General features: G+C 40.5%; 18 protein-coding genes and 2 tRNA genes. 1 reads left to right on the top strand and 19 read right to left on the bottom strand.

Annotation, left to right across the window (positions count from 1 at the left end; genetic code table 11):
• Positions 1-258: 258 nt before the first annotated feature.
• The 12 genes from ACFO4R_RS10730 to ACFO4R_RS10675 form a co-directional block, all read right to left on the bottom strand.
• A tRNA-Ser gene (locus ACFO4R_RS10730) sits at positions 259-350 on the bottom strand.
• 574 nt (positions 351-924) lie between these two features.
• Positions 925-1,635, bottom strand: a complete 711-nt coding sequence (locus ACFO4R_RS10725; protein WP_379789111.1) for a 5'-methylthioadenosine/adenosylhomocysteine nucleosidase — start codon at positions 1,633-1,635, stop codon at positions 925-927.
• A gap of 21 nt (positions 1,636-1,656) precedes the next feature.
• Positions 1,657-1,926 (bottom strand): DUF1294 domain-containing protein, encoded by a 270-nt coding sequence (locus tag ACFO4R_RS10720; protein WP_379789110.1) that lies wholly within the window; start codon positions 1,924-1,926, stop codon positions 1,657-1,659.
• Positions 1,916-3,385: a hypothetical protein gene (locus ACFO4R_RS10715; RefSeq protein WP_379789109.1), complete on the bottom strand. Its 1,470-nt coding sequence runs from the start codon at positions 3,383-3,385 to the stop codon at positions 1,916-1,918. Before ACFO4R_RS10715 ends, ACFO4R_RS10720 begins: the two co-directional genes overlap by 11 nt.
• A complete protein-coding gene (locus ACFO4R_RS10710; protein WP_379789108.1) occupies positions 3,369-4,631 on the bottom strand; it encodes a DNA recombination protein RmuC in 1,263 nt (420 codons plus the stop codon). The genes ACFO4R_RS10715 and ACFO4R_RS10710 overlap by 17 nt, the downstream gene beginning before the upstream one ends.
• 122 nt (positions 4,632-4,753) lie before the next feature.
• The gene (locus ACFO4R_RS10705; RefSeq protein WP_379789107.1) at positions 4,754-5,803 is read right to left on the bottom strand and encodes an ABC transporter substrate-binding protein; all 1,050 of its coding nucleotides are present in this window, start codon (positions 5,801-5,803) and stop codon (positions 4,754-4,756) included.
• A 75-nt stretch (positions 5,804-5,878) separates the two neighbouring features.
• A complete protein-coding gene (locus ACFO4R_RS10700; protein WP_379789106.1) occupies positions 5,879-6,688 on the bottom strand; it encodes an ABC transporter permease in 810 nt (269 codons plus the stop codon).
• Positions 6,682-7,509, bottom strand: coding sequence for an ABC transporter permease (locus tag ACFO4R_RS10695; RefSeq protein WP_379789114.1), 828 nt, complete (start codon positions 7,507-7,509; stop codon positions 6,682-6,684). The genes ACFO4R_RS10700 and ACFO4R_RS10695 overlap by 7 nt, the downstream gene beginning before the upstream one ends.
• 4 nt (positions 7,510-7,513) lie before the next feature.
• Positions 7,514-8,584, bottom strand: coding sequence for a spermidine/putrescine ABC transporter ATP-binding protein (gene potA / locus ACFO4R_RS10690; protein WP_379789105.1), 1,071 nt, complete (start codon positions 8,582-8,584; stop codon positions 7,514-7,516).
• 468 nt (positions 8,585-9,052) lie between these two features.
• Positions 9,053-10,570, bottom strand: coding sequence for a Mur ligase family protein (locus ACFO4R_RS10685; RefSeq protein ID WP_379789104.1), 1,518 nt, complete (start codon positions 10,568-10,570; stop codon positions 9,053-9,055).
• Positions 10,571-10,573: 3 nt separating this feature from the next.
• Complete coding sequence (locus ACFO4R_RS10680) at positions 10,574-11,782, bottom strand: carboxylate--amine ligase (protein ID WP_379789103.1); 1,209 nt, start codon at positions 11,780-11,782, stop codon at positions 10,574-10,576.
• Between the two features lie 81 nt (positions 11,783-11,863).
• Positions 11,864-12,058, bottom strand: a complete 195-nt coding sequence (locus tag ACFO4R_RS10675) for a hypothetical protein (protein ID WP_379789102.1) — start codon at positions 12,056-12,058, stop codon at positions 11,864-11,866.
• A 991-nt stretch (positions 12,059-13,049) separates the two neighbouring features.
• Here ACFO4R_RS10675 and ACFO4R_RS10670 point away from each other — a divergent pair.
• On the top strand, positions 13,050-14,225 hold the full coding sequence (locus ACFO4R_RS10670; protein ID WP_379789101.1) for a glycosyltransferase family 4 protein: 1,176 nt from the start codon (positions 13,050-13,052) through the stop codon (positions 14,223-14,225).
• Positions 14,226-14,275: 50 nt separating this feature from the next.
• On the opposite strand, the gene ACFO4R_RS10665 is transcribed toward ACFO4R_RS10670, so the two are convergent.
• The 7 genes from ACFO4R_RS10665 to ACFO4R_RS10635 all read right to left on the bottom strand — a co-directional run bounded on the left by ACFO4R_RS10665 (position 14,276) and on the right by ACFO4R_RS10635 (position 24,139).
• Positions 14,276-14,352, bottom strand: a tRNA-Val gene (locus ACFO4R_RS10665).
• Between the two features lie 583 nt (positions 14,353-14,935).
• A complete protein-coding gene (locus ACFO4R_RS10660; protein ID WP_379789100.1) occupies positions 14,936-15,781 on the bottom strand; it encodes an AraC family transcriptional regulator in 846 nt (281 codons plus the stop codon).
• Between the two features lie 666 nt (positions 15,782-16,447).
• Entirely contained in the window at positions 16,448-17,164 is a 717-nt protein-coding gene (locus ACFO4R_RS10655) for a response regulator (RefSeq protein ID WP_379789099.1), read from the bottom strand.
• On the bottom strand, positions 17,161-18,423 hold the full coding sequence (locus ACFO4R_RS10650) for a hypothetical protein (protein WP_379789098.1): 1,263 nt from the start codon (positions 18,421-18,423) through the stop codon (positions 17,161-17,163). Before ACFO4R_RS10650 ends, ACFO4R_RS10655 begins: the two co-directional genes overlap by 4 nt.
• Positions 18,424-18,438: 15 nt before the next feature.
• A complete protein-coding gene (locus ACFO4R_RS10645; RefSeq protein WP_379789097.1) occupies positions 18,439-20,958 on the bottom strand; it encodes a hypothetical protein in 2,520 nt (839 codons plus the stop codon).
• A 739-nt stretch (positions 20,959-21,697) separates the two neighbouring features.
• Positions 21,698-22,687 carry a signal peptide protein gene (locus ACFO4R_RS10640; protein WP_379789096.1) on the bottom strand — a complete coding sequence of 330 codons (990 nt, stop codon included), beginning with the start codon at positions 22,685-22,687 and terminating at the stop codon, positions 21,698-21,700.
• A gap of 702 nt (positions 22,688-23,389) precedes the next feature.
• A complete protein-coding gene (locus ACFO4R_RS10635; protein ID WP_379789095.1) occupies positions 23,390-24,139 on the bottom strand; it encodes an RsmE family RNA methyltransferase in 750 nt (249 codons plus the stop codon).
• Position 24,140 lies beyond the last annotated feature (1 nt).

The following is a 24,140-nucleotide window of genomic DNA, read 5'->3' as shown; positions in this document are numbered from 1 at the left end:
CCCCGCGATGGTGAGTATTAATATATCACCTTCCCCTTTTTTTGTCAATAGCTTTTTTGTTTTTGTTTTTAAAATTTTTCTCACATTCCGATCAAAGATGATACTTTACTTGAAAACACTTCTCTTTAGTAAATCGACTGAATATTCGGATTCGAGTTTTTCAAAATAACCATCCTTAAATCCTCGCTGTGATTGTAGCATTTTTCAAAAAAATAAAGGAATCACTTTCCATTCTTGTGATCCCTTTATTTTTTCTATTGGCGGAGACGGTGGGATTTGAACCCACGCGCCGGAAGAACCGACCTACCGGATTTCGAATCCGGACCCTTCAGCCGCTTGGGTACGTCTCCAACTCCACAGTTTTCCTGTGAAATACTTGATTATTTTATCAAAGATCTCCTTATTTTGCAAGATGTTTTCATCAGGAATTTTTAAGAAAGCCTCCAAAAACATTTCTTCAAAATCCTGCATATAGATCGCAGCTCGCTTTAGAGGAATACCTTGTCAGGAATACACCGTAATTTTATACTATTATCTGTTAGGATTGACAGATGGACTACTTGGAAACGCATCCTCTTCCAAAGGATTTTTCGGTAAGGGGATATGTTTCATACCCGGTATTTCATACTGTTTTTCAATAGAAGTGTGGATATATCTATTTTTCGATGACGAAAAACTGTGTTGTCTTCTGTGGGCCACAGATTGTTTATATCCACTATTCAAAAGAATAGTAGTATCAAACGGAGAATAGTACTATCGTCATTTCTCAGAACAAAACTCTCTTACGTAAAGAAAAACTCCAAAAAATTTTGTTTTTGCAGGAATACTGCTCGGTATTCAAATCATATAGTTCTACAACAGAACACTATCATTCCAAACAATACAGCACCGAAACAACAGATTCGAAGTCCTCGTTTTCCGCTCTTACATCCCAATGGGTTCTTCATCTGTCAAACACTTGAAAATATACGTCTCTATCAGATCCATGCTGTTGAGCGCAGCCATCCTGTAATTCTCTTTAAAACTGCGATGACTGTCTTCATTCGCCTTATCCGACATCGATCTGATCACAGCAAAAGGGATCTCATTGAGATAGCACACCTGTGCAAATGCGGCACTTTCCATATCGACGCAATCGGCATTGAAGTTTTGTACGATCTCCTCACGTCGTTCATCGTGCACGAAAAATTCCCCGGTTGCCACTCTTCCTCTCAGCACTCCATAGGTCTTAACTTCCTCTTGTATGCTTTCTATAACATCTTCCGTTATCCTCCGATCCGCATATATCCAGCTTTCTTTCATATAAGGATGAAACTTCGTCAAGATCTCATCGGACACATCGTGATGAACAAGTGCCTCGGCTACCACGATATCCCCTATATCCAGCCTCGGATTAAGTGCTCCCGACACTCCAATCAGGATAATCTGTTCACAACCGCTCTCCCTTATCAGAACCTGAGTCGATATCGCCATATTTGTTTTACAAATACCGCTCGTACAGGCAAATATCTCTATTTTTCCTACCTTACCTCTGTACAATTGGACCATCGATATCTTCTCATACGGCTTTAGCCCCAAACGTTCTATTAAGGGAAGGATCTCCTCGGGCATAGCCCCTATCATTCCTATCTTCATAACTCCTCCCATTTGACACTCTTACCGAAATTTTATAAAGAACAGCAACCCCAACTCCAAGAGCAGAAGAAGGGGTATTCCGATCGTAAAACTCTTATGTTTTGTTTTGTGGCGAAAAAGATACATTCCCGCAAGCATCCCTATGCTCCCGCCATAGAAAGAGAGGAGGAAGAAAGTCTTCTCCGCGACCCTCCTCTGCTTCCTCTTCGCATATTCCTTGTCTTTTCCGCACAGAAAAAAACTTAAGCAGTTGATTCCCAGCAAATACCAAAAGAACGCCCTATTCATCATCTCTTGCTCCCCGACTGTGAAAATCAATGTTGATGATCTTTGAAGTGTCCGCCTCATAATCTTCCTGTTCTCCCATATAATGCCCCTTGAGCAACCACTTGGGTGTTGCTTCATTGAGTTTCGAGAGAAGGGATAGGAGTTTGTCAAGCTCTTCCCCTTCGGGCAGACGGTACATGGATTCTAAAAACACGACCGCAGTATTCGGCTTAAACTCAAACTTTGAAAAGACATAAATGATATTTTTGAGCTGTTTTTCGCTCTTTTGTGTAAATTCATTATGTTTTTTCAAAATCTCTATGATCATATTCAGTTGAATACTCTCTTCATAATAGTGCAGGCTTCCTCTCTCCAGAATATCTTCCACTTCAAAACGTTTGTATTCGAATGGATATTGCTCCTGCATTTCCAAAAACTGCTCAGCAAACCCCACTGTTCCGTGATAGATGTAGGAGGAAGAAACATTGACTCCCGGATAATAACTCTTCAGCAAGAAAAGATTTCCGAAGGAGTGCTTTACCAGTTTTCGTACATGGTCTTCAAACTCTTCAAAAGAAGTCGGTTTCTGAGAATATTTGTTTTGAATAAAGGGAAACAGTTCTTCAATCGCTCTTTCCAACGAATAGACTCCATAGGTATTTGCAAGTCCTATGATAAACTTGACGATCGTTGTATTAATCTGTGTAAGATTGTTGTATTCGGTAAAATTCATCTGATATACGGTTTCCAAAAGTTCTTTGGGCATTACCAAGGTCTTGACACCATGATCCAAGACTCGAAACAGCATAAACTTACTCTCAAAATAATCCACCTTCCACTCCTCATCGTCACTCAAACTGTGCTCTAAGTGATACACTCCGTTATGCTGTACCAAAATGGAGATACAGTTCATTCTGGAATCGTCATAATACCTCATTTGACTGTCCAAAAATATTTGAAGACGGGGTTTCAACGCTGAGATCATTTCCTGCATCGTTAAACGTTGATCGCTTTTCAAGCCTACTTCTTCACACAGATTCTGCATATCCTTATGCAGCAGAAACTTATCCAAGGTATAGGGTTTGTATGCTCTTCTCCACTGCAAGATATCACGGTAGATCTCGCTTTGCCTGTTTAATTCCTTCATTTTCTCTCGTTTTGCATCTCCTCCCAAATCCGTCAGGTCATCGGGAAGAAATTCCTTTGCCATCTTTTTGAGCTGATCGGAGTTAAGCATCGCTTCGACCTCAAGTTTTTCCTTCTCATCGAGTTTCATCCCATAGGATGAAAGCATACCCTTGAGCTGATCTTTGAGGCTCTCATCCATATTGGAGAACAGTACATCCACCATTTTATCCAAAACTTCGTTGCTGTTTTCTACTTCCTTACGTTCCAACTCCTCCTGTTCCTTCTTCTGACGCATTTCGCTAAGAGAAACAATATTGTCCTTTTTATCCTTGCCGTCTTTATCCCGGTAATCCATGGTTCTTCTCCCCCATCTCCTCTTGGACTTCTTCCATCTGTGTAACCTTATCCAACTCTTTGATCAACTTCCTGCTTCTGACTCCGATAAGCTGATCCAACTCGCTTCCCGCATCACTCAACTTTTTCTGTGTCTTCTCAAGCACTGTTCCGAACTTATGAAACTCTGTTTTTACTGTGGCCAGAAGTTGCCATACTTCCGATGTTCTCTGCTCAATGGCAAGGGTGCGAAACCCTATCTGCAAACTGTTTAGAAGAGCTGCAAAATTCGTAGGTCCGGCAACGATGATCCTGTACTCCCTCTGCAAAAGTTCGAGAAGACCGCTTCTTCGAGTCAATTCCGCATACAAACCTTCGATTGGCAAAAACATGATGGCAAAATCGGTAGTGACCGGCGGATAGATGTATTTCTTGTAAATATCACGGGCATTTTTTTGAAATGCATGATCCAGCTCTTTTTGAGCCTTCTCAAAGCCCTCCTTGTCCTGATTTTCATATGCCTCCGTCAATCTAAAATAAGATTCTATCGGAAACTTTGCATCCACCGGAATATACACTTCTTCACCTTTTTGTTTTCCGGGGAGTTTGATCGCAAACTCCACAATGTCTTGAGTGTTGGGATTGAGCTTTATGTTCTTGACATACTGGTCCGGAGAGAGAAGTTGCGAAAGGAGTTGCTCAAGCTGCACTTCTCCCATCACACCTCTGAGTTTGACGTTGGATAGAACCTTTTTCAAATCTCCCACACCCTCAACAAGCACATTCATCTCTCCAAGACCTTTATGAACCAGTTCCAATCGTTCACTTACGAGTTTGAACGATTCACCCAAACGTTCTTCAAGCGTTTTGTGTAATTTCTCATCAACCGTTGTTCTGATTTTTTCAAGCTGAACTTCATTGGTACTCTGAAAGGATGTCATCTTTTCCTCAAGGCTCGACCTCAAGGTATCCATCTTGCTATCTATATTGTCCATCATCTTAAATGTTGCTTCATCATTTCTCATAAACAGGCGGTTTAGCTGATTTTGCTCTTTTTCCGAAACCTGCGAAAGCATTTGAGATACTCTGGACTGCATCTCATTGAAGTTCGAATTCTGATTTCGCTCAAACTGATACATGGTTTCTTTTACCATCGCTTCCAGTTCTTTGATATACAAGTCCGCGTTTGTACGAGTTCCCGTTCTCCACAACAGAATCAAAATCAAAATAAATTGAAGTACCGCCAAAACCACAAGTATTTTTTCCATCTCTTCCTCCGTCATTGTAACCATTATTTTTTATTGTACCAAATTTTGCTCTTCTTTGTGTAGGTTAATTGTAGTTTTGTCCTCAAAAAAGCACTACCCTGCAACAGGGTAGTGCTGATGTTTTAGTAAGATTTGATCTCTGTCCAAACTCTGTCGTACTCTCCGGTAAACTCTCCCAGATCCAAAAACACTTCTCCGAGTTCTTCCAAGGATTGTGTAGGATACATATAAGGATTGTTCACTTCTTCTTCAGCAAGAAAGGCAAGAGCTTCCTTATTTGGAGTGGAGTACTTGATATAATCGGCATTTTTTGCTGCAACTTCAGCGTCACAGAGGAAGTTGATAAACTTCTCCGCCGCCTCCTTATTCTTCGATGTCTTGGGAATACAAATCGCATCAAACCAAAGGTTGGTTCCCTCTTTGGGGATGACATACTGAAGATCTTCGTTTTCCGCCATCAGACTCATAGCATCTCCCGACCAGGTAAGAACCATCGAAAGTTCTCCCGATACCATGGAGTTTTTGTAATTGTCCACTTCGTAAGAACGAACGATGGGCTTTTGCTTGATCAACTCCTGCTTCGCCTTCTCCAACTCATCGAGGTTTTGTGTATTAATCGAATAACCCAGTTTCAGGAGGGCCGCCGCTATGGTATCACGAGAAGAGTCAAGCATTACAATACTGTCGGCGTACTTCTCATCCCAAAGATCCTCCCAACTGTCAATGGTAGTATCCACTCTTTCCTTGTTATAGAGAATGCCCAGCGTTCCCCAAAGATAAGGAACGGAATACTTGCTTCCCGGATCATAACTCAAATTCTTAAATCTGTCATCGATGTTTGCAAAGTTTGGGATATTATCATAGTTAATTTCTTCGAGCAAATCATTTGCCATCATATATTCCACCATATACTCCGACGGAAAGATGATGTCATAGGCTGTCGTTCCCGACTGGACCTTGGCAAGCATCTCCTCATTTGTCGCATATTCTTCATAGTTCACTTTAATCCCTGTCTGCTCGGTAAACTCGTCAAGCAATTCCGGTTCGATATAATCTCCCCAGTTATAGACATTTAAAACCGTCTTGTCTCCTTCTCCTTCAGAGGATTTTCCACAGGCGGAAAAAGCAAACAACATCACCGAAGATAGCAGTAAAGCCACTATTTTTTTCATCTTATTTTTCTACCCCTTTCATTTGGTTTGTTCAAATAAGCACGAGTTTTATATAAAAAACCGTTGTTTTCCATACTACTTCAAAACAAGTTTTGCCCTCGTCTTCTCATCCTTGCGGTTCTTCCACTGCGAAAACCCTACAATCAGTACGGTCAAAACGAAGAGAATCGAGGACAGAGCATTGATTTTGGGGCTGACTCCCCGTTTCGTCATCGAAAATATCTTAATCGACAGAGTCGCAACTCCTGAACCCGTTGTAAAGAAACTGACAATAAAATCATCCAGAGACATCGTAAACGAGAGCATAAATCCAGTCATAATCCCGGGTAAGAGTTCGGGAAAAATCACCTTAAAAAAGGCCTGTATAGGTGTCGCACCCAAATCGAGTGCCGCTTCCTCCAAATTCTTATCCAACTGACCGATCTTGGGCAACACTGCAAAGATCACATAAGGAATATTAAAGGTAATATGTGCAAGGATCAGTGTGACATACCCCAACTCCATCTTCAGGAATACGAAAAGGGATAGGAGTGATATCCCTATTACGATATCGGGATTGACCATAGGAATATAGCTCAAATTCAAAAGAAAGTTTTTGTATTTCGGCTTCAACTTCGAGAGCGCAACGGCAGTTGCCGTTCCAAAAACCGTAGATATGATCGCTGCGAGGATTGCCACGATAAAGGTGGTATAGACCGCGCTCAAAATCTCCCTATCTCGGAACAGCTCTTCATACCAGCGAAGGGTAAACCCTTCCCAGTGCCCCTTATATTTGGAATCATTGAAGGAGAATACGATCATCACGAGGATAGGCAGGTACAAAAACAGGTACATTAAGAGCGTATAAATTTTGGACAGCCACTTCTTCCCGCGTCTTCTTACCATAGTCCGTTCCCCCCTTCTCTGGATCCGTTTTTCGCAAAGTATCCCATTGTAACGACAATGAGCATCAGCATAATAACCGAGATTGCCGAACCGAACTGCCAGTTTCTCGCCATCCTAAACTGATTTTCTATCAAGTTTCCGAGCAATATTGTATGAGAGCCTCCCAAAAGGTCCGAGATCACAAAGGTCGATACCGCCGGCATAAACACCATATAAAACCCCGTAGCGACCCCCGGAAAACTCAGGGGGAAGATGACCTTGCGAAAAACCGCAAAGGTGTTGGCCCCAAGATCCTGCGCCGCCTCCAAAAGACTGTCATCAAGTTTGACCAGTACCGAATAAATCGGAAGTACCATAAACGGAAGAAAGTTGTAGACCATCCCCATAACTACCGCACCGTTGTTGTAAAGAAGTTTCAGAGGTTGTTCAATCAGTCCCAGTGCAAGCAAAAATTCATTGACGAGTCCCTGCTCTCGCAAAAGTCCCATCCATGCATACGTCCTGAGCAAAAAATTAGTCCAAAGCGGTAAAATAAAAAGCAATGCCATAAAGTTCCGCTTTGCCTTGGGTGCCCTGGACATAATATAGGCCATGGGATAACCTACGATCAAACAGGCAATACTGCTGGTTGTCGCAAGGATCAAAGAACGCTTCAGTACATTGAGGTATAAGGGATCAAAAAACTTTCGATAGTTTTCGACGGTAAACACCATGGAGAGGTTTCCGGGTGTTGTCTTCTCTGTAAAAGAAAAAATCAAAATGATACACAGGGGAAGGATCGTAAAGACAATGATCCACAAGAGATAGGGGAATGCAAACATTGTTTTATGGCTCTTCAAGGGACTGCACTTCCTTTCGCATAATATGGATCGCCTCGGGAATAAAAGCCAAACCGACCTTTGCACCCACTTCGGCATTATGAATGGTCTGGATCACCCATTCCCTGTTTGTTTTTTCTTCCACAACGATGATTTCATAATGTACTCCCTTAAATACAACATCGGTCACTTCTCCGTTGATCAACCCTTTAGACTCATGAGTAATTTCAATATCTTCCGGACGGATGACAACATCGACGGGGAGATTTTCTTCAAATCCCTTATCTACACACTCAAACTCCTTCCCTTGAATCGAAACCAGATAGTCTCGAATCATAATTCCGTCAACAATGTTGCTCTCTCCGATAAAATCGGCAACAAAGCGGTTGACGGGCTCATTGTATATATCTTCCGGTGTCCCGATTTGCTGGATCACTCCGTTGTTCATGACGACAATGCGGTTCGACATCGTAAGAGCCTCTTCCTGATCGTGTGTTACATAGATGAAGGTGATTCCAAGCTCCTGTTGCATGGTAATCAGCTCGTACTGCATGTCTTTACGCAACTTCAAGTCCAAGGCTCCCAAGGGTTCATCAAGCAAAAGCACCTTAGGCTCATTTACCAAAGCTCTTGCAATTGCGATCCTCTGTTGCTGGCCTCCGGAAAGAGAACGGATATCCCTCTTCTCGAAACCCTCCAAATTGACGAGTTTCAACATCTTCTTAACCTTTTTGTCTATAACGTCCTTGGGCAACTTCTTGATCTTCAAGCCGAAGGCAATATTATCATACACATTCATGTGAGGAAAAAGTGCATATTTTTGGAAAACCGTATTGATCTGACGTTTATATACCGGAACATCGCTCATATCTTTTCCGTCAATGAGAAGTTGACCCGACGTTTGCTCCGCAAACCCTCCGATGATTCGAAGAGTCGTTGTCTTCCCGCACCCCGAAGGTCCCAAAAACGTGACGAATTCCTTCTCTTTAATCGAAAGATTGATATCGTAAAGCACCTGCTTTCCGTCATCTTCAAAAATCTTGTTGATATTTATCAGTTCTACAATATTTTTTTCCATACTCTCCCCACCTTCTATGAACAAAATCGATAAGATCGTTTCCCCTACGACGTTCTCCGAGTCTATAAAAAAGTAAACCCAAAGTTTCCCATAGTTCAACTTCAATTATTAATTGTAAAGAACTCTACTTTAATTGTCAATAGGATTTGGGGGAAAAGCAAAATATATTCTCCCTGAAAAGAACAGTATTTTTCAGTATCCCTCAAAGAAAAAACTCCAATCGGCAACGCCTCTTCAAGGAAGATATCTTCCGAAGTTTTCATTGCCGTTGAAGTTTTATTGTACGGTTTTTTCTGCGACGATACTACAAGTCGCTTCAACCATCATTGCAACATATATCCCTACCCAAAACAATCTGAACAGGCGAATACAAAAAGTCATATAGATAAGAATGGAGCGGATGATGAGATGCCCGGCATCGAAAAACGGGCAAACAGACTCTCTTCCATCAAGATCCGGTTCACAGCCTTATATTCCGCAGACCCTATCTTTCACCGCTTCCATAATTGCCTCTCTCTCGTCTTCAGGAGCACTGTCCGCAATTTTCTCAAGAATCAATCTGCCGGCGCTATCCATAACCTGACAGCCCGCCAAGAGAATGATATCTCCTTTTCCCACCTTCGACAAGACCAGTTCCAAAGCATCCGGAAGCTCTTCGATTAAAACCGGCTCTCTTTTTCCTTCCCTCATAACTTTGAGGAAGGCTTGCTCTTCTTCTTGAGTTACCACATCTTTTTCCGTGACATGGGAGTTGCTCTTGGTCGCAACGAAGGTGTCCAAATTGAGTTTGTCCAACCATTTGAGCGTAGTATAAGCATTCTCGGAGTTGACAATAACACCTCTTGAACCTCTTATTCCGTAAACCAGATGGAGCCTATTGTACTTCATCTTCGTCAATGTCGAGAGAGTCACATCGATGTTTCCTGCATTGGCGTAGTGATCGTCGATTACCGTAAAGTCCTTCTCATATATGAACTGAAACCTTCTCTCCACACCCTTGAATGCAAGCAGTCCTCTTTGTATCAACTCTACATTGATCCCCATCTTCAAAGCGATGGCGATCGCCGACATGGCATTGTAAACGCTGTGATAGCCCGGAACCGAAAGTGAAGTATTGAAACTGTTCTCCATTCCTCCGGATACGCAGACTGTCCACTTCGCTCTTCCCGTAGAAAGGTCGAGATCCCTGCAAAAAAGGTCTCCGGCTTCATCCTTCACACTGTAGGTAAGAACCCGACAAGATACGGCATCCTTAAGTTGCGAAATCTTGCTCTCATCGCAGTTTAGTATTGCATAACCGCTCGATTTGAGATTTCGAACAAGGGATGATTTGATACAAAAATAAGACTCGAAGTCTCCATGCAGATCAATGTGTTCCCTGCTGATATTATTAAAGCACACGTAGTCAAAATCTACCCCGTATACTCTCGAAAGTTCCAGGGCCGAAGAGGAGACCTCCATCACGACATGGGTAACTCCTCGTTTGTACATCTCGGAGAGGTAAAACTGCAATTCCAAAGATTCCGGTGTAGTAAGCTCTGAAGGGATTCTCTCCTCTCCCATAGCGATCATCACTGTTCCGATAAGCCCCGTCTTATAACCCTTCGCCTTCAAAATCTCATACAGCATAAAGGATGTTGTTGTCTTTCCGTTTGTTGCCGTAATTCCTATCATCGTCATTTTTTCAGACGGCCTTGAATAAAAATTGCAACTCAAGACGGCCAAGGCTCTTCTGCTGTCTTTTACGACAATCTGCTCGATCGGCACTTCTTCTTGAACTTCTTGGACAACCGCTACTTTCGCTCCGACTTCATAGGCTGCCTTGAGGTATTTGTGACCATCCGTCTTGTAACCCTTGATACATACAAACAAGCTGTTCTTTCCTACCTTGCCTGAATGATAAGCGACGGAATCGATCTCCATATCCATATCGATTTGTGTCGAACAGCTATAGTCCTGTCCGATCAATAATTCCGACAATCTCATCTTCTATCCCCTCCTTGTTAACGCCTTCTTCCATACCCTCTTGCCCATCTTCACAAAAAACTGCCTGTAAAACTTCCAAAACGGCTTGGGGTCCGCCGGATCCCAAATCGCAGGAGCCTTCGTGTTTCTGAAAGACTTAAGGATCTCCGCTTTGGAAAGCTGACCGCTTCTCACATAGTCTCGAATTGCATAAACATCTTCATATTCCGCCCAAAAGATGATTCCCGTATCTTCTTGGATCGACTTTTCTTCCAGGGGATGACCCACCATCTCCCGATAAGTAATGTAGGGCATGTTCAAACCGCATTTTTCAAGCATCGCGTTGAAATTCGTAATTCTTGCATTGACTTCAATAATATAGTATTCTCCTGTTTGTGCATCCTTCTTAAACTCAATCTCGGCAAAGCCTCGAAACCCAGTTTTTTTGAGGAAGGGTGCTCCGATATCATACAGTTCCTTCACAAACTTCTGACCTGTGTAAACAGAAGCTCCGAAGTTGATCGGATACTGCCTATACTTTTGACAGGTCGTCCAATGTGTGATCTCACCCTCTTTATTGATATAGGCATCAAAGGTATACATATGATCATCAAAGCCGGGAACGATCCTCTGGATGAACACTTCCAGATTTTTACCCTGCGCTTTTGCAATCGCTTCCACCAATTCCCCCCTATTTGTCGCTCTAAACATCTTTTGCCTGAAAACACGGACAAACGACGGGGAGTCCGTCGGCTTTATCATACAGGGGTAACCTATAGTCTCTTCCGCCTTCTGCAAATAGTTGTCTTCTTTGAGAGAAACCGTCTCCGGAATCGGTGCTTGTACCTCCTTACAAAAATCGTAAAACTTGTCCTTATCGAGCATCTTGGTATAGATTCCCTTCTCCTGTTGAGGAAAGAGATAGTATTTTTTAAGCTCATCAAAGTGAGCTTCCATAAATTCGACATAAGGATCTGCCGTAGGGATCAAGACCGGTTTGTCTTCCTGCATAAGTGCGTAGTCAATCAAAAACTTGAGGAACCTCTCTTCCTCATTTCTGTAGTGAGGAGCGATCCCGATCTCCTTGACATATTTAGAGTCCAGTGCAAAAGCGGTCTTTCTGTCATAGTCTACCGCCGTCACATGTACTCCCTTCCTTCCCAAACAACGGATCGTACTTAACCCGATATAGTAATTGGCTCCCAGAACGACCGCCTTATTCTTAAAATCCATCTTTCTTCCTCCATCCTCTGTTTGTAATCCATATTACCGGTTCATTATTCTGCCCTAAGACGGCATTCGCCGGCACCGAAATTATTCTCTGTCCACCTTATATCGTACGGTTTGATGTTTCGCATGAAACAAAATCACTTGAACTTCGTGTGTTCTTTTTGCAGCCTGTTTTTTGAAAAGACAGACCAAGGCAAGATTGTAGATGATCCTATCTCCAAAATTGTTCTTGTCCCTATGACCAAATACCCGATGGAAGCGGTTTAAACATTCGGACATATCTTCGTCCCTCATTTCGAGTGCTTCTCATTTTCTCAAGTCTTCTTCCTATTTTACCACACTTGAAGAAAAGGAACATCCTTAATTTTTTGTCATATCCGACCCTTGATGGACAAAAGAGCATTTTATACCGCTATCCGTTTGGAATGGCTGTTTATCGCATATTGATATTTGCTCTTATTTGGTATCCCCGTTATTATGTAGAAAGATTCTTAGTACCGTTAAAATTATAAGTAATATCAATGTGTCAAAATATCGGTATACAGAATAGATCCTTCATAAAAAAACAAGTTGGAAGAGGCTACACTTCAAAGTATGCAACCTATCAATTTTGATCGTTCAAAATATTATATTGTTTCTCATCAGGAACTTCACTTGAAGAAACGACGCGACCTCTAAAATATACATAGATTCGAGAAACATTGTTCTAATTTTTGACTTTTTAAATTATTTCAATAATTTTTTACAATAATTCTATATTCAATCCCATTTGTTTGTGATAAGATGAACATAAGACATATGAACAGGTTCCCTTATTTTTATTACGAGCGACGATATGTGTGTGCTTGTTCTGTTTTTCGTATGTAACTGCATTCATACAACCGGATATTGCCCTGTGTAACCAATCACAAAGAAGATCCTTATGAGCACAGGAGCCCTACATAGGGATGGAACCTTTTTTCTGCCATTTCATAAACTACGGCAACTTCGTTAAGGAAAGTCCATACCGCATCATTCGAAAATACGGGGTACAGATTCGACTTCATAAGGACAACTGATTCTCTTGGGAGTATTTATTCTAAAGCCTTTTTCACTTTGTGAAACGATAGCAGGAGTACAATATGACTTTTGAAGTGTTACCCGAATGTTTTGAAAAGATATTCATCGATAAAAACCAAGTCCCTTCTGTTTTTTTGAACTATGGGGGGACCGCCAAACAAATACTGTTATAGGATTCAAAGCAATAATGTCATCGAAGGGAGAAATAGGAGTGGAACAAACGTCGACAGTTCTTATTGTTCATAATTATTATCAAATCCCCGGAGGAGAAGATACTGTAGTTGCCAACGAGAAGGAAATGCTTGAACGTTACGGTCATACAGTGATTCTTTATACACGAAACAACTTGGAACTTAAAGAATTCGGTAAAAAACAAAAACTATTGTTGCCTTTTACAACCATATACAATCTACGTACCTACCGGGAAATCAAAACCCTTATCCGAGAGAAAAAAATAGACCTCGTTCATGTTCACAATACATTGAATTTAATCAGCCCTTCCGTGTATTACGCAGCCCTTTCCATGGGAGTACCCGTCGTACAGACGGTTCACAATTTCCGTTTACTTTGTCCGAACGCACTCTTTTATAGAGACGAACACGTTTGTGAAGATTGTATTTCCAAGGGATTGGTGTGTGCAGTCAAACATAATTGTTACAGAGGCAACAAGTTGCAAACGTTGGCATATGTCCTCACTATGAAGATCCACAGAATCCTCAAAACGTACGCGAAAATCGACTACATTTGTCTAACGGAATTTAATAGACAAAAATTATTGAACCTCAAACAAATCAAAAAGGATAGGATTTTTGTAAAGCCGAATTTTGTAAAAAGTATTAGAGAGTTTGTTCCTAAAGAGGAAAGAGCAGAGTATTTGATATTTGCCGGAAGGTTGGATAAATTAAAGGGAGTGGATTTGCTTTTAAAAGCATGGAAAAAAATGGACCGCTCCGCTCCCGAATTGTTGATCTGCGGAGTAGGACCTATGGAAGAATGGTGCAGGGATTTTATCGAAGAAAATAATATTCCCGCCCGAATGTTAGGTTTCGTCTCCAATATAGAAGTCAGGAATCTAATTGCTTACAGCAAGGCATTGATATTTCCCACACAATGTTATGAGGGCTTTCCCATGAGCATTGTAGAGGCCTTTTCGGTAGGCACACCGGTCATTTCCTCGGATATCGGAAATGCAGGAAATGTGGTTGTTGAGGGAGTGTCGGGCTACAAGTTTCAAAAAGATTCTGCGGACTCCTTGATAGCTGCCGTTGACAAGTTGAAAAAGATGCCCACCCTGTATGATTCTACATTCAAGACTTACCGTGACAAGTATACAGAACCTATTAATTATACCACTTTGATGTCCATCTATCGAAGTGTTTCAAAATAAAATTGCATCCTGTATACAGGATGCAATTTTAATACAGGATGCAATTTTATTGGTGAAGATGATTGGACTTGAACCAACGACCCCCTGCATGTCAAGCAGGTACTCTAACCAGCTGAGCTACACCTTCAAATAACTTAATTCGTTTTTTATTATATCCTATATCTTCCAAAATGAAAAGTACTTTCTTAAAAAAATTTATTTCTCGTTTTCTTTCCATGACATTGTCGATATTTCAGAAATTTCGTTTAGAAGACCGAGCATTGATATCCATAATTTTCCGAACTGATAGCCTTGCATTATTGTTTGTACCAAAGTCTCATTGAAACGTCGGTTTTATAGATTCTATCATTATAACACCGTTCTTTGTTTAAAATAACGGGAATATTGAAGATGTAATGCCGAAACCTAACAAAATATGATGTTTGTAGGATGTATAAATATAGATCATAATTTGTAGTAAACGAAAGTAAAAAAACTCATACAGGTAACAAGACAATAGCAGTAAAACTCCAAGGCGTTGTCCTAAGAAAACGCCTTGCAAAAGTACAAAAACCTCGTCCTATCTTTTAAACAGTCAAAAAAACTTGAAGGTAATCGTTTCCAAAGGCGGGTTTAGCAAAAAACTGTTTTCATCAAGTTCTTTGAAGTACAGGGAAGATTCACATCGCAGAACCTCACACTCTATGCCCGGAGGATTCAAAGTGCATACATTATACCTCTTTTATGACAGGGACCCACAATTCCATCTCATAGTCTTCGTGATACATATCCCCCTCGGTATAAACTTCAAAGTCCGGTTTGCCCGAATGGATATAACCTTCCTCCGGAAAAAAAGATTGCATGAGGTACTTCCATCCCTGATGAATACAATCGGGAATAGCTCCTTTCAGCTTTACGACCGCATATTCCGCACTTTCAACCTCCTTCAGTTCAAGACCTAACTCTTTTGCGATCCCTTCATCTTCTATATCATAGCAGGCCATGTAGTTGAAGCTATGTTTGTCTGCAACATCAAAGCACATCCCAAAACTTTTTCCATTCCCCATCTTCTCCAAGTCCGAAACACTTGCCTTTTGAAAAAGTTGTTCCCAAGCCAAATGGCATTTGGAAGAGTCGATTGCACTCATAGAAACTCCTGCAACCTTAAATTTCGGTTTGGTTTGAATTTTGATTTCCATACTCCTTCCTCCTTGTACATTTAAAAACAATTTCATCTTCGGAAAGACTTTAAAATCCCTCCCCTTTCTTACATCGGTAGGAGTGCATTGATGAAAGGCTTTAAATGCCGCCGTAAAGGAATCCGGGGATTCATAACCGTAGGCCAAGGCGATATCTATGACTCTATCTTCGGTTTCCCTCAATTTGATAGCCGCTTCGGACAGCTTTCTAAGGCGAATGTACTCAGATAGTGAAGTCTCTGTAAGAACCGAAAACAGCCTGCTGAACATAGCGTAGGAATATCCCGATATCTGATATATCACTGATCCGTCCATCTTTTCTTCCAGCGAAGCATCAATATAATCCATTGTTTCGTTAAATGCCTTTATAAAATACATCTTCTCACTCCCCGACTTTCTTTTATTATACTTGAGAGCATTTTGTTCTACCCTCGTTTTTTTGTACAAAAAATATCGTATCTCTTATTCCGATTGATACTATTTCCCGTTTGAAATGCCGGGTATACAGAATATATTATTACCAAAAAACAATTTGGATGACGGTATGTTTCAAAACATTCAACCTGTCAATTCTAATCGATAATAGTATAATACTATTTTTCAATAGAAATATGGATATATCTATTTTTCGATGACGAAAAACTATATTCTTCTATGGGTCACAGATTGTTTATATCCACTATTCAAAAGAATAGTAGTATAAGGATATGCTCCTCCAAGTTATCTTTTGCTGAATCTATACTCTATTATCAGGGATATGTTAAACGGAGAACCGTATTCATACGTGGTTCTCCGTTTAACATATGATTATATTTCTTCTGTGAATACGAACAGTTGTTGCATCCTCTATAGAATACAACTCAATGATATCTATAAAAATACCGGTGTTCTAATACGTTGATATTCATATTGCTTTCACAATACCACGAATAATCCTTCTGCATTATAATAAGGATGGCAACTAACGAAATATCAACATCTCAATATACTCGTACAACTCATCTTTAAACCGGATTTTTGTACCATAAGAAACAGGTATGTATCCTACCGCTCTTCCTCGTCGATATCCGTCCCCATAATATCCCTTTTACTTTGTTTCATCTTCGGATGTAACAATCCTTTCTGGGTTACATGACATACCAGCTTGGACATTTTGGTAAATCCGGACTTACCCAAAATCCTGGTCTGGTGAACTTTGACGGTATTCTCCGAGATGTCAAGTATCTTAGCTATCTCGGAGCGCACATAGCCGTCACACAGGAGACGAAGAATTCCTATCTCACGTTTGGTAAACTTATCCCAATCAATCTCCTTGTTCAGTAAAAATAGCTGCGTTTCAACTTTTTCAGGTTCAAACTTATCTTTGCCTGCCAATACGTCGCGAATATAGGAAACGATTTCGGAGAATTTCATCGACTTGTATAAGAAACCGTCCGCACCGATCTCTTTCGCGTAATGGATGAATGTGATCTCAGGCATACCCGTAATCATAATCACTTTTATGTTCGGATAATGTTCTTTGATCCTCTTGGCTGCCAAGAACCCCGATGTATCATCATTAGCACAGATATCCATCAACACGACATCCGGATGATATTTGGCACAAGCCAAGAGGGAAAGATCCGGATCCAATATCTTCGCAATGACTTCAAAATCTTTTTCCGTCTCCAATGCCATAGCAAATGCGTCCAAGAGTATGGACTGGTCTTCGACCAACATGATCTTCTTATTTTCTTCTTTGTCTTCCGTTTCTTCTCTCACAACATCCACCTACTTCTCATCTGTTTTTTATCGACATAAATTTTTATAACAAACTTATCATCCGTTTCTATTTTCATGGTTCCACCCATTATCTCGGCATTACGATTTATGCTGGTCAATCCGCCTCCTATCTTGATGTTCTTATTAGCGATCTCTCCGTCGTTTTCGATAGTAATCTCCCTTACATCTTCTTTGTCTGTCACTTTTATTCTCATATTTGCAGACTTGCCGTGATTGATAGCATTGATGGCCGCTTCTTTAATCAGCCCTAACCAAAGTTCTTCATATACCGTATCTATGGGAGTCATCCCTTCGATTTCTATATTCAAGCCGAGTTCCTTGAACGAACGAATCAAGTTACTGACTCTAACACTCAAACTCTTCTCCCTGAGCTTCACCCCTTCCGAAAAATTTTCCTGTATCATCTCTACTTTTTTTTGAAGTGTCATCTCACTGTTTAGGATATAGTCCATCACAGACACCTTCAGTCCGAGTTTGGCATGCGTCTCCAACCTCAGTTGTAACAAAGCTTCCTGTTTTTGAACCTCCGTGAGCGCATCCAAGAGATCAATTTGTTCCTTATGCATTTTCTCCTGCTCTTTGATCTTTTTTTCCAATTCTCGAATCAACTGTTCCGGCATTGTGATATCTCTGCAGGTCGTTTGACACAACACCTTCTGTCCTTCGGATAAAAACCTACTTTCAAAAATCCACGTACTCTCCCCCACATCTTTCTTCATCTCCGTCCTGTCCCCCATAACGGTATCGAGAAATATATTTGCGTTCTTAAGCGGAGCACCCGTCAGTTTTAAACTTAAATCTTCCGCTGTCAGATTTGAGAGTATAACAAAGCCGTTCGGTTTGGAAAAAATAATTCCTTCACTCAAGTTGTCAACCGCCTCTTTAAGACTGAATACGGATATCTTTTCTTTGGTACATCGAAAATACCTATAGATCAAAAATATCGCTCTTATAACACAGAAAAACAACAAAGTCATCAGAAACATATAATCCTCGGAGCGTTCCAACCTCCATATGGAAGAATTTATTCCTCCGATCGACCATCCGGTCTTCAAACTTGCATAAAAATAATATAGGATAAATAGAAAAAAAGTAAAAACTACTTCCGAAAGGATACGAAGCTTCCTTTTTCTTATGATAAAAGAAAACAAGATAACCATGGCTTGCAACACAATCAGAAAGAAAAGCACTAAAATAATATAATCCGTTTTGCTCGAAGCCAATATCGGCAATCTCAACCCCCGTCACCCCCCTTAAATCAAATCACTGAGAATCAGCATATAGGTCGTTTCATCCGAAACATCTTCGACATTTCGAATAAAGGTCCCGTTCATATTCTCTATTTTCTTAGACAGATCCTCACTCAACTTGACATCAATAACCTTATCAAAGTAAAATACGGCCCTATACTTAAATGTCTCTGTACGAATATTCATACCCACAAGGGCAGAACCATGCGAGAAAGATCCTCTCATTAATTCCGTTGCCACATCATAAATCAAGAGCGCAACCCAAAGATGGAAGGTTCTCTCTTCTTCCCCTATGCTCATCGCATCGGGCTTCATACTTAAAGCACTTGCACTGTCTACAATCGACAGCATCAGCTCTGCTTCTTTGATGGTATCGGTCGCCTTGCCGATCAACATCAGGTTTACCTTGCGCTTAACCACACGTACCGCATAACTCACGCTACATAAGAACTCATACATTTCCTTCTCATCTTTGACACCTTTATAATACGCATCAACAAACTCCTCTATTTCACAGAAGCCCTGTTGGATCTCCTCTTCAATCTCTGCATACACTTCACTCTTCCATCTGGTTGCATGAAGACGGGATTCCACCTTTCCTCTCTCCTTGAGAAAGGCGATATCTTTTTCCAAGCTCTCCGAAATCTTATGCAATTTACTCTCAAGTTCTTTAACCTTTGAAATATCCTTCCACCAGACAACATAACCGCCCGAGATTTTCTCCCCCCGAAGAACCTTGGTGTCATTTTGGCAAAGGTTGTAAAAACTGTCTTTCTCGGAAAGTTCCTCAACGGCTATTTTCATCATATCCGTATCAAGTTTTACCCTTGTCTCCATCCTCGGGACAAGATTTCTATCCAACAGAACCATCTTCATCCTGGACATCTTGAAGAGATGTTCATAACGAAACGTTCCCGTAAAGAAACCTGCAAAAAAGCAAGATTCAAAAAACAACAGATAGAAAAACGATGCAACAAAGGCAGTATCTGAAGTATAGAAAAAATCAATACGCTTGTAATAGCCGTATCCATAGGAGGCATAAAACAGCATGGGGATAAAAGGAAATAAAAAACGAAACCTCCCCGGAACGTGACTGGATGAATTCTGCATCTTAATAAACGAAGCGACGATATTAATTACAATATAGAGCATTGCCACATAGTATAGCGGACCATACTTATTCCTTACCTTCTCAGCAATTTGAATTTCTGAATAAAGAAGCCGAAAAACATCGTTGGTCATCACAAAGGTTAAGAGAGTGACAAGTACGGCTGCATTGATTTTTATCGCTTTTTGCATAAACCTATACTTTGACATGTCTTCAAAGGCAATCTTGAATGTAAAGTAAGGGATAATAAGCTGCGGAATATAATAAGCATACATGGAGTAGCGGTATACAGTACTCTCAATAGGAGCCATATACTTTACCATACGAATAAAAATCCATAAAGCCATCATACTCAAAATAATAAGAAAGTTTTTCTTCTTTTTGTAATCGATGATCCTCATATAGAGGGTATAGCCCCAAAACAAAAGAAACAACAGAACAACGAGGTAAGAAAGCATATACTCCATCGGATAAGAGGGACTGAAGAGCCTCTCATGTAAAATTTGTCTTCTTACCCTGGGAGCGCTCAGAATATAACTTTTGATATAGAGCTGCGGATTTTTGATTTCCAGAGTCTTTTCCTTCAAAAACTCCTTTACCTCTCTGCTGAAAAACCCTTTTTCCGACAAACCTTCTTCCGAAAAAAAACTCCTTGAAACGTTCAAAGGCACCTTCGAGAGGATCCCTTCCGTGTAAAAAAAACCTTTTTCATCCGGAAGAATAATCTTCCAGTCTTCAGGTTTCGTATCCCAAGCATAATCGAAAAGCATAATCGCAATCGTATTTGTATCCTCATAGAAACCTACTTCGCTAAACACCAACTTTTTGTCATGGCGTTTCTCTTTTAGAAGTTGAAATCCCTTGTGTGAATCGAGATTTCCCCGGCTGAACAAACAATCTAAGGCTACAACAATCTTTTCCATATGAAACTTGGGAATAACCACCTTAAACTTCGATTTCTTCAAGTCCGAAAACGAAACAATTCCCTGTGCAACACTCTCATGTGCAACGATGACAGGTCCGCTTCTATACATAGGATACCAATACAGATCCGGATCCAATTCCAACAACTTTTCCGCTTCCACCTGTGTAGCATTGACAGCAACAACACCCTTTTTCCAGAGTTCATCCATTTGTTCCTTGTCCAAAACCTTCTTTACCGTTGCCCACGAATTGTTTCGCTCAAGATCTTGCATAGCTTCGAGCGAAAAATTATGTGTCAAATGAATTTCTTTTCCGGGATAAAGGCTTGCCAGATTTTGTTCACTCTCCGAAGTAAAAATAAAAACAAAACAACAAACGACAAAAACAAAAGTAAAAATGGAAGTGTATAGGCCCGTGTTTCTATTCAGTTTTTTCTCATTTTTATTTTGCGTACTCATATTCCATCCCATCCTGTGGTAAAATTTTTCCATCTTAAAAGCTATCTCGTCATCTCAGTGTAAGCTATATCGATACCGGTATCTGCTTAAGCCGACCGGTAAGTGCACAAGTTTCAAGCTTATGATCACTCAAAGCGTTCTCGCAATTATATATTATAACTCTGATCACTTAATCAAAGAGAAAGTACTGTCACTTCAAAATTTAAACATAAAGCAAACAATCCATATAAAAATTGTTTGAAACAAAACATTCTTTGATGTTGAAGATCTCTTATCTGTCAATATCACTCTATACTGTTATCCGGTAGAACTGTTGTTATATCGATTTTTTATAATAGCGTTATCCAATAAAACGGCCTCCTTATGATATAAGTTCTAAAAAATACATATAGGTTTAACAGATCCAGCTCTGTATAATCCGGCACAATTCAACCGAGTAATATAACCATAAAAATCCATTTTCCGTGAGATACAATTCTTGAATATCAAAAATTCAAAGGAAGAATAGTACCACAGTTGTTTGATCGATGATATTATAAATGAAAAAAGATATATCATTTCATCTTTACAGCGGTATTTGCTCGATTTGTTTTTATTATACCCCACACAGTTGATCATAGTCAATTTCTCATCCGAAAATTCACTTCCATAAAGGCTTTCAAAGTCCATATTTAAAAATAAAGACTATCGGAGTATTACCTCCGATAGTCTTTATTTTTCTTACCTCTTCAGAATATTCTTCTGTGCTTATAGCTTCCTGAATACTTCTCGATTAGTTGTTGTTTTGGTTTTTAAGGATGTTCGGGCTCGCTGCATCTTTTCCTACATTGAATTGATCCCATAGGAATTTGATTCCAATTTTTACTTCTTTGTTTTCAGAGTCTATATCTCTTCCTTCCGGATTTTCTACAGTAGTACTTCCCGATGTGTACTTACCTGCTGCATCAGGATCCATAGCTACTCCCAAGAACAGGTCCATTCTGTGGTCGGTAGGAGTGCAAAGCATTGCTTCCTTATCTTTCAGTTTTTCTACAAAATCCGCATTTTCCAATGCCGACAATCTTACAAACTGAACTCCGCCTACTGTAAAGACTTTAGTGTTGTCGCCAATCGCTTCTGCAAGCTTGAATATGTTCTGACTAGGTTTGTACTCCGGTCTATACTGCTCTGTTTCAATCAAAAGTGCTACCCCGATCATGTTCTTCAGGTTTCCAATGTTGTCTCCTTTGAGTTCAAACTTCAGGTTGCTCAATTTTGCAGCGATATCTCCTACGTTGACGATATCCGTACGGAATGCTTGTGCATATCCCGGATACATTTTCTTAATCGACATTTCGATCTCGTCGCTTCCTTTTGCGTGTACATAAGTTTGAGGTCCTTTTTTAATGGTCTCAGCATTCTTCAGTTTTGCATCGAATGTTACGTTGTTGTATCCTTTTGCTTCTTCGTAGTATTCGCCGATGCTTCCTTCTCTTGCGATGATGTTGTAGTCGGTATTTCCTCTCATAAAGAACTCGTCTGCTACAAATCCGTCGTTATCCCCGTGCTTAATTCCGTCTACGATACTCCAGCCGTTTTGCAAGGTTTCGTTGTCATATTGTGCATAGAGTCCGAGATCCGCAAAGGTTACTCCGAAATCTCCTGTTGTAGCCTTTGTGCTGATGCTCAACGTATCTGTCCAATATGCATAACCTGTTCCTGCAAGCACCAAAGATAGTGCCAAGATACTTCCTACTAATGATTTTCCACCCATTCTTTTCATGGTTTTTCCTCCTTGATAGATATTAAATAAATCGGGTTCTTTTTAAGGACCCTGTTTTGCTATGAATAAAGTATAGCTTTTATCCCAATATTTCAAAACCCTCTTAAGTCTTATTTTTTCTTCTTTTTTGGTCCCCTATTTTTCTCTATTTGACCCACTGAACCCTTCTCTAAAGTGAACTTGATATACTGCTAAAGTTTATATTTATATACTCCTAAAGTGGTATAAAACGTTCGTTCTTGCCAGTCAACATTTATCTGAACATAAGTGATTTCAAGTTATATCTCAAAAAATAACTCATAAAGATAAACTTCTGATTTTTATTCGAGTTTATAAAATTCGAAAATTTCTCATATCGATGTTCTCAGAAACTTCACCCTTCGTATTATGTTGATCTTGTAATGATTTTTCAAACCGTGAGGCATCCTCTTATCGAATATACACATGACTCAAGAGCACAGTTCATATGGATAGTCGCAGCACGCCGGAGGTGTTCCGACATATTATATCTATCTAAAATTGACAGGTAGAACGCTTTGAAGCGCATCATCCGGATTATTTTTCAGTAATGATATATGTTTTACACCCGGTATTTCAAGCAGAGAATAGTGTTAATATTCATATCGATTCCAACCGTGCTATGAACCCGTCCGTATTACAACGAGGATATCAAACAAGGGTAAAGAACAATATGTCAGTACACTAGAGTGAAAACTCATATTGAAGCATCGCCATCGCTGTAGCTCCTACAGTCTCCGTCCGAAGGATGTTATCTCCCAACGTAACGGATCGAAAACCTTCCCGGCTCAAGATCCTCGCCTCATCTTCACCGATCCCCCCTTCAGGACCTACGATCAGGGCAATGTCAAGAGGTCTTTGAACACTTTTTTCTTCTCTTGCTCTCCACTCCTGAAGAAACTTCTTTAAGCTCAAGGTCGTCTCTTCTTCATAGAGAAAGAGTACCAGACTGTATTTCTTGAGTTCCTCCACCATCTCCACAAAATCTATTGCTTCTCGAACGATGCAGAGGCTATTTCTCTTGGATTGTTTTGCCGCTTCCAGACAGATCTTGTTCCACCGATCTATCTTCTTATCGTTGGCATCCAGTTTTGCAACACAGCGTTCAAATCGGACCGGAACAATCTCATCCATTCCCAGTTCGGTAGACTTCTGCATTACAAACTCCATCCTCGTCCCCTTGGCGATCCCCTGATACAGCGTGCTTCGCAAAGAATTCTCCTTCCTTTTTTGCTTCACCGTCTCAATCTCAAAGAGGATCTCATCCCTGTTTATCTCTTTGATGACAGCAAGGTACTCCTTTTTCTTTGCATCGAAGATCTCAACCTTATCCCCCTTCCGATATCGAAGAACCTTTCTGATATGATCGATCTCATCCCTGTCCCTCAGTACCGGACAAAATTCAAAGTTCGCATCCACATAAAATCTGTTCATA

The sequence above is a fragment of the Filifactor villosus genome (assembly GCF_042652965.1).
GTDB lineage: Bacteria > Bacillota > Clostridia > Peptostreptococcales > Filifactoraceae > Filifactor > Filifactor villosus.
Note: the sequence above shows the minus strand (reverse complement) of the source record. Positions and strands in the feature narration are given on the sequence as shown.

Bases quoted from the DNA above. Each gene is read 5' to 3' on its own strand.
- ACFO4R_RS10705 (WP_379789107.1), bottom strand. From the start codon at position 5,803: ATGAAAAAAATAGTGGCTTTACTGCTATCTTCGGTGATGTTGTTTGCT.
- ACFO4R_RS10695 (WP_379789114.1), bottom strand. From the start codon at position 7,509: ATGTTTGCATTCCCCTATCTCTTGTGGATCATTGTCTTTACGATCCTT.
- ACFO4R_RS10710 (WP_379789108.1), bottom strand. From the start codon at position 4,631: ATGGAAAAAATACTTGTGGTTTTGGCGGTACTTCAATTTATTTTGATT.
- ACFO4R_RS10685 (WP_379789104.1), bottom strand. From the start codon at position 10,570: ATGAGATTGTCGGAATTATTGATCGGACAGGACTATAGCTGTTCGACA.
- ACFO4R_RS10715 (WP_379789109.1), bottom strand. From the start codon at position 3,385: ATGGATTACCGGGATAAAGACGGCAAGGATAAAAAGGACAATATTGTT.
- ACFO4R_RS10680 (WP_379789103.1), bottom strand. From the start codon at position 11,782: ATGGATTTTAAGAATAAGGCGGTCGTTCTGGGAGCCAATTACTATATC.
- ACFO4R_RS10640 (WP_379789096.1), bottom strand. From the start codon at position 22,687: ATGAAAAGAATGGGTGGAAAATCATTAGTAGGAAGTATCTTGGCACTA.
- ACFO4R_RS10675 (WP_379789102.1), bottom strand. From the start codon at position 12,058: ATGTCCGAATGTTTAAACCGCTTCCATCGGGTATTTGGTCATAGGGAC.
- ACFO4R_RS10725 (WP_379789111.1), bottom strand. From the start codon at position 1,635: ATGAAGATAGGAATGATAGGGGCTATGCCCGAGGAGATCCTTCCCTTA.
- ACFO4R_RS10700 (WP_379789106.1), bottom strand. From the start codon at position 6,688: ATGGTAAGAAGACGCGGGAAGAAGTGGCTGTCCAAAATTTATACGCTC.
- ACFO4R_RS10645 (WP_379789097.1), bottom strand. From the start codon at position 20,958: ATGGAAAAATTTTACCACAGGATGGGATGGAATATGAGTACGCAAAAT.
- ACFO4R_RS10660 (WP_379789100.1), bottom strand. From the start codon at position 15,781: ATGTATTTTATAAAGGCATTTAACGAAACAATGGATTATATTGATGCT.
- ACFO4R_RS10720 (WP_379789110.1), bottom strand. From the start codon at position 1,926: ATGATGAATAGGGCGTTCTTTTGGTATTTGCTGGGAATCAACTGCTTA.
- potA (WP_379789105.1), bottom strand. From the start codon at position 8,584: ATGGAAAAAAATATTGTAGAACTGATAAATATCAACAAGATTTTTGAA.
- ACFO4R_RS10635 (WP_379789095.1), bottom strand. From the start codon at position 24,139: ATGAACAGATTTTATGTGGATGCGAACTTTGAATTTTGTCCGGTACTG.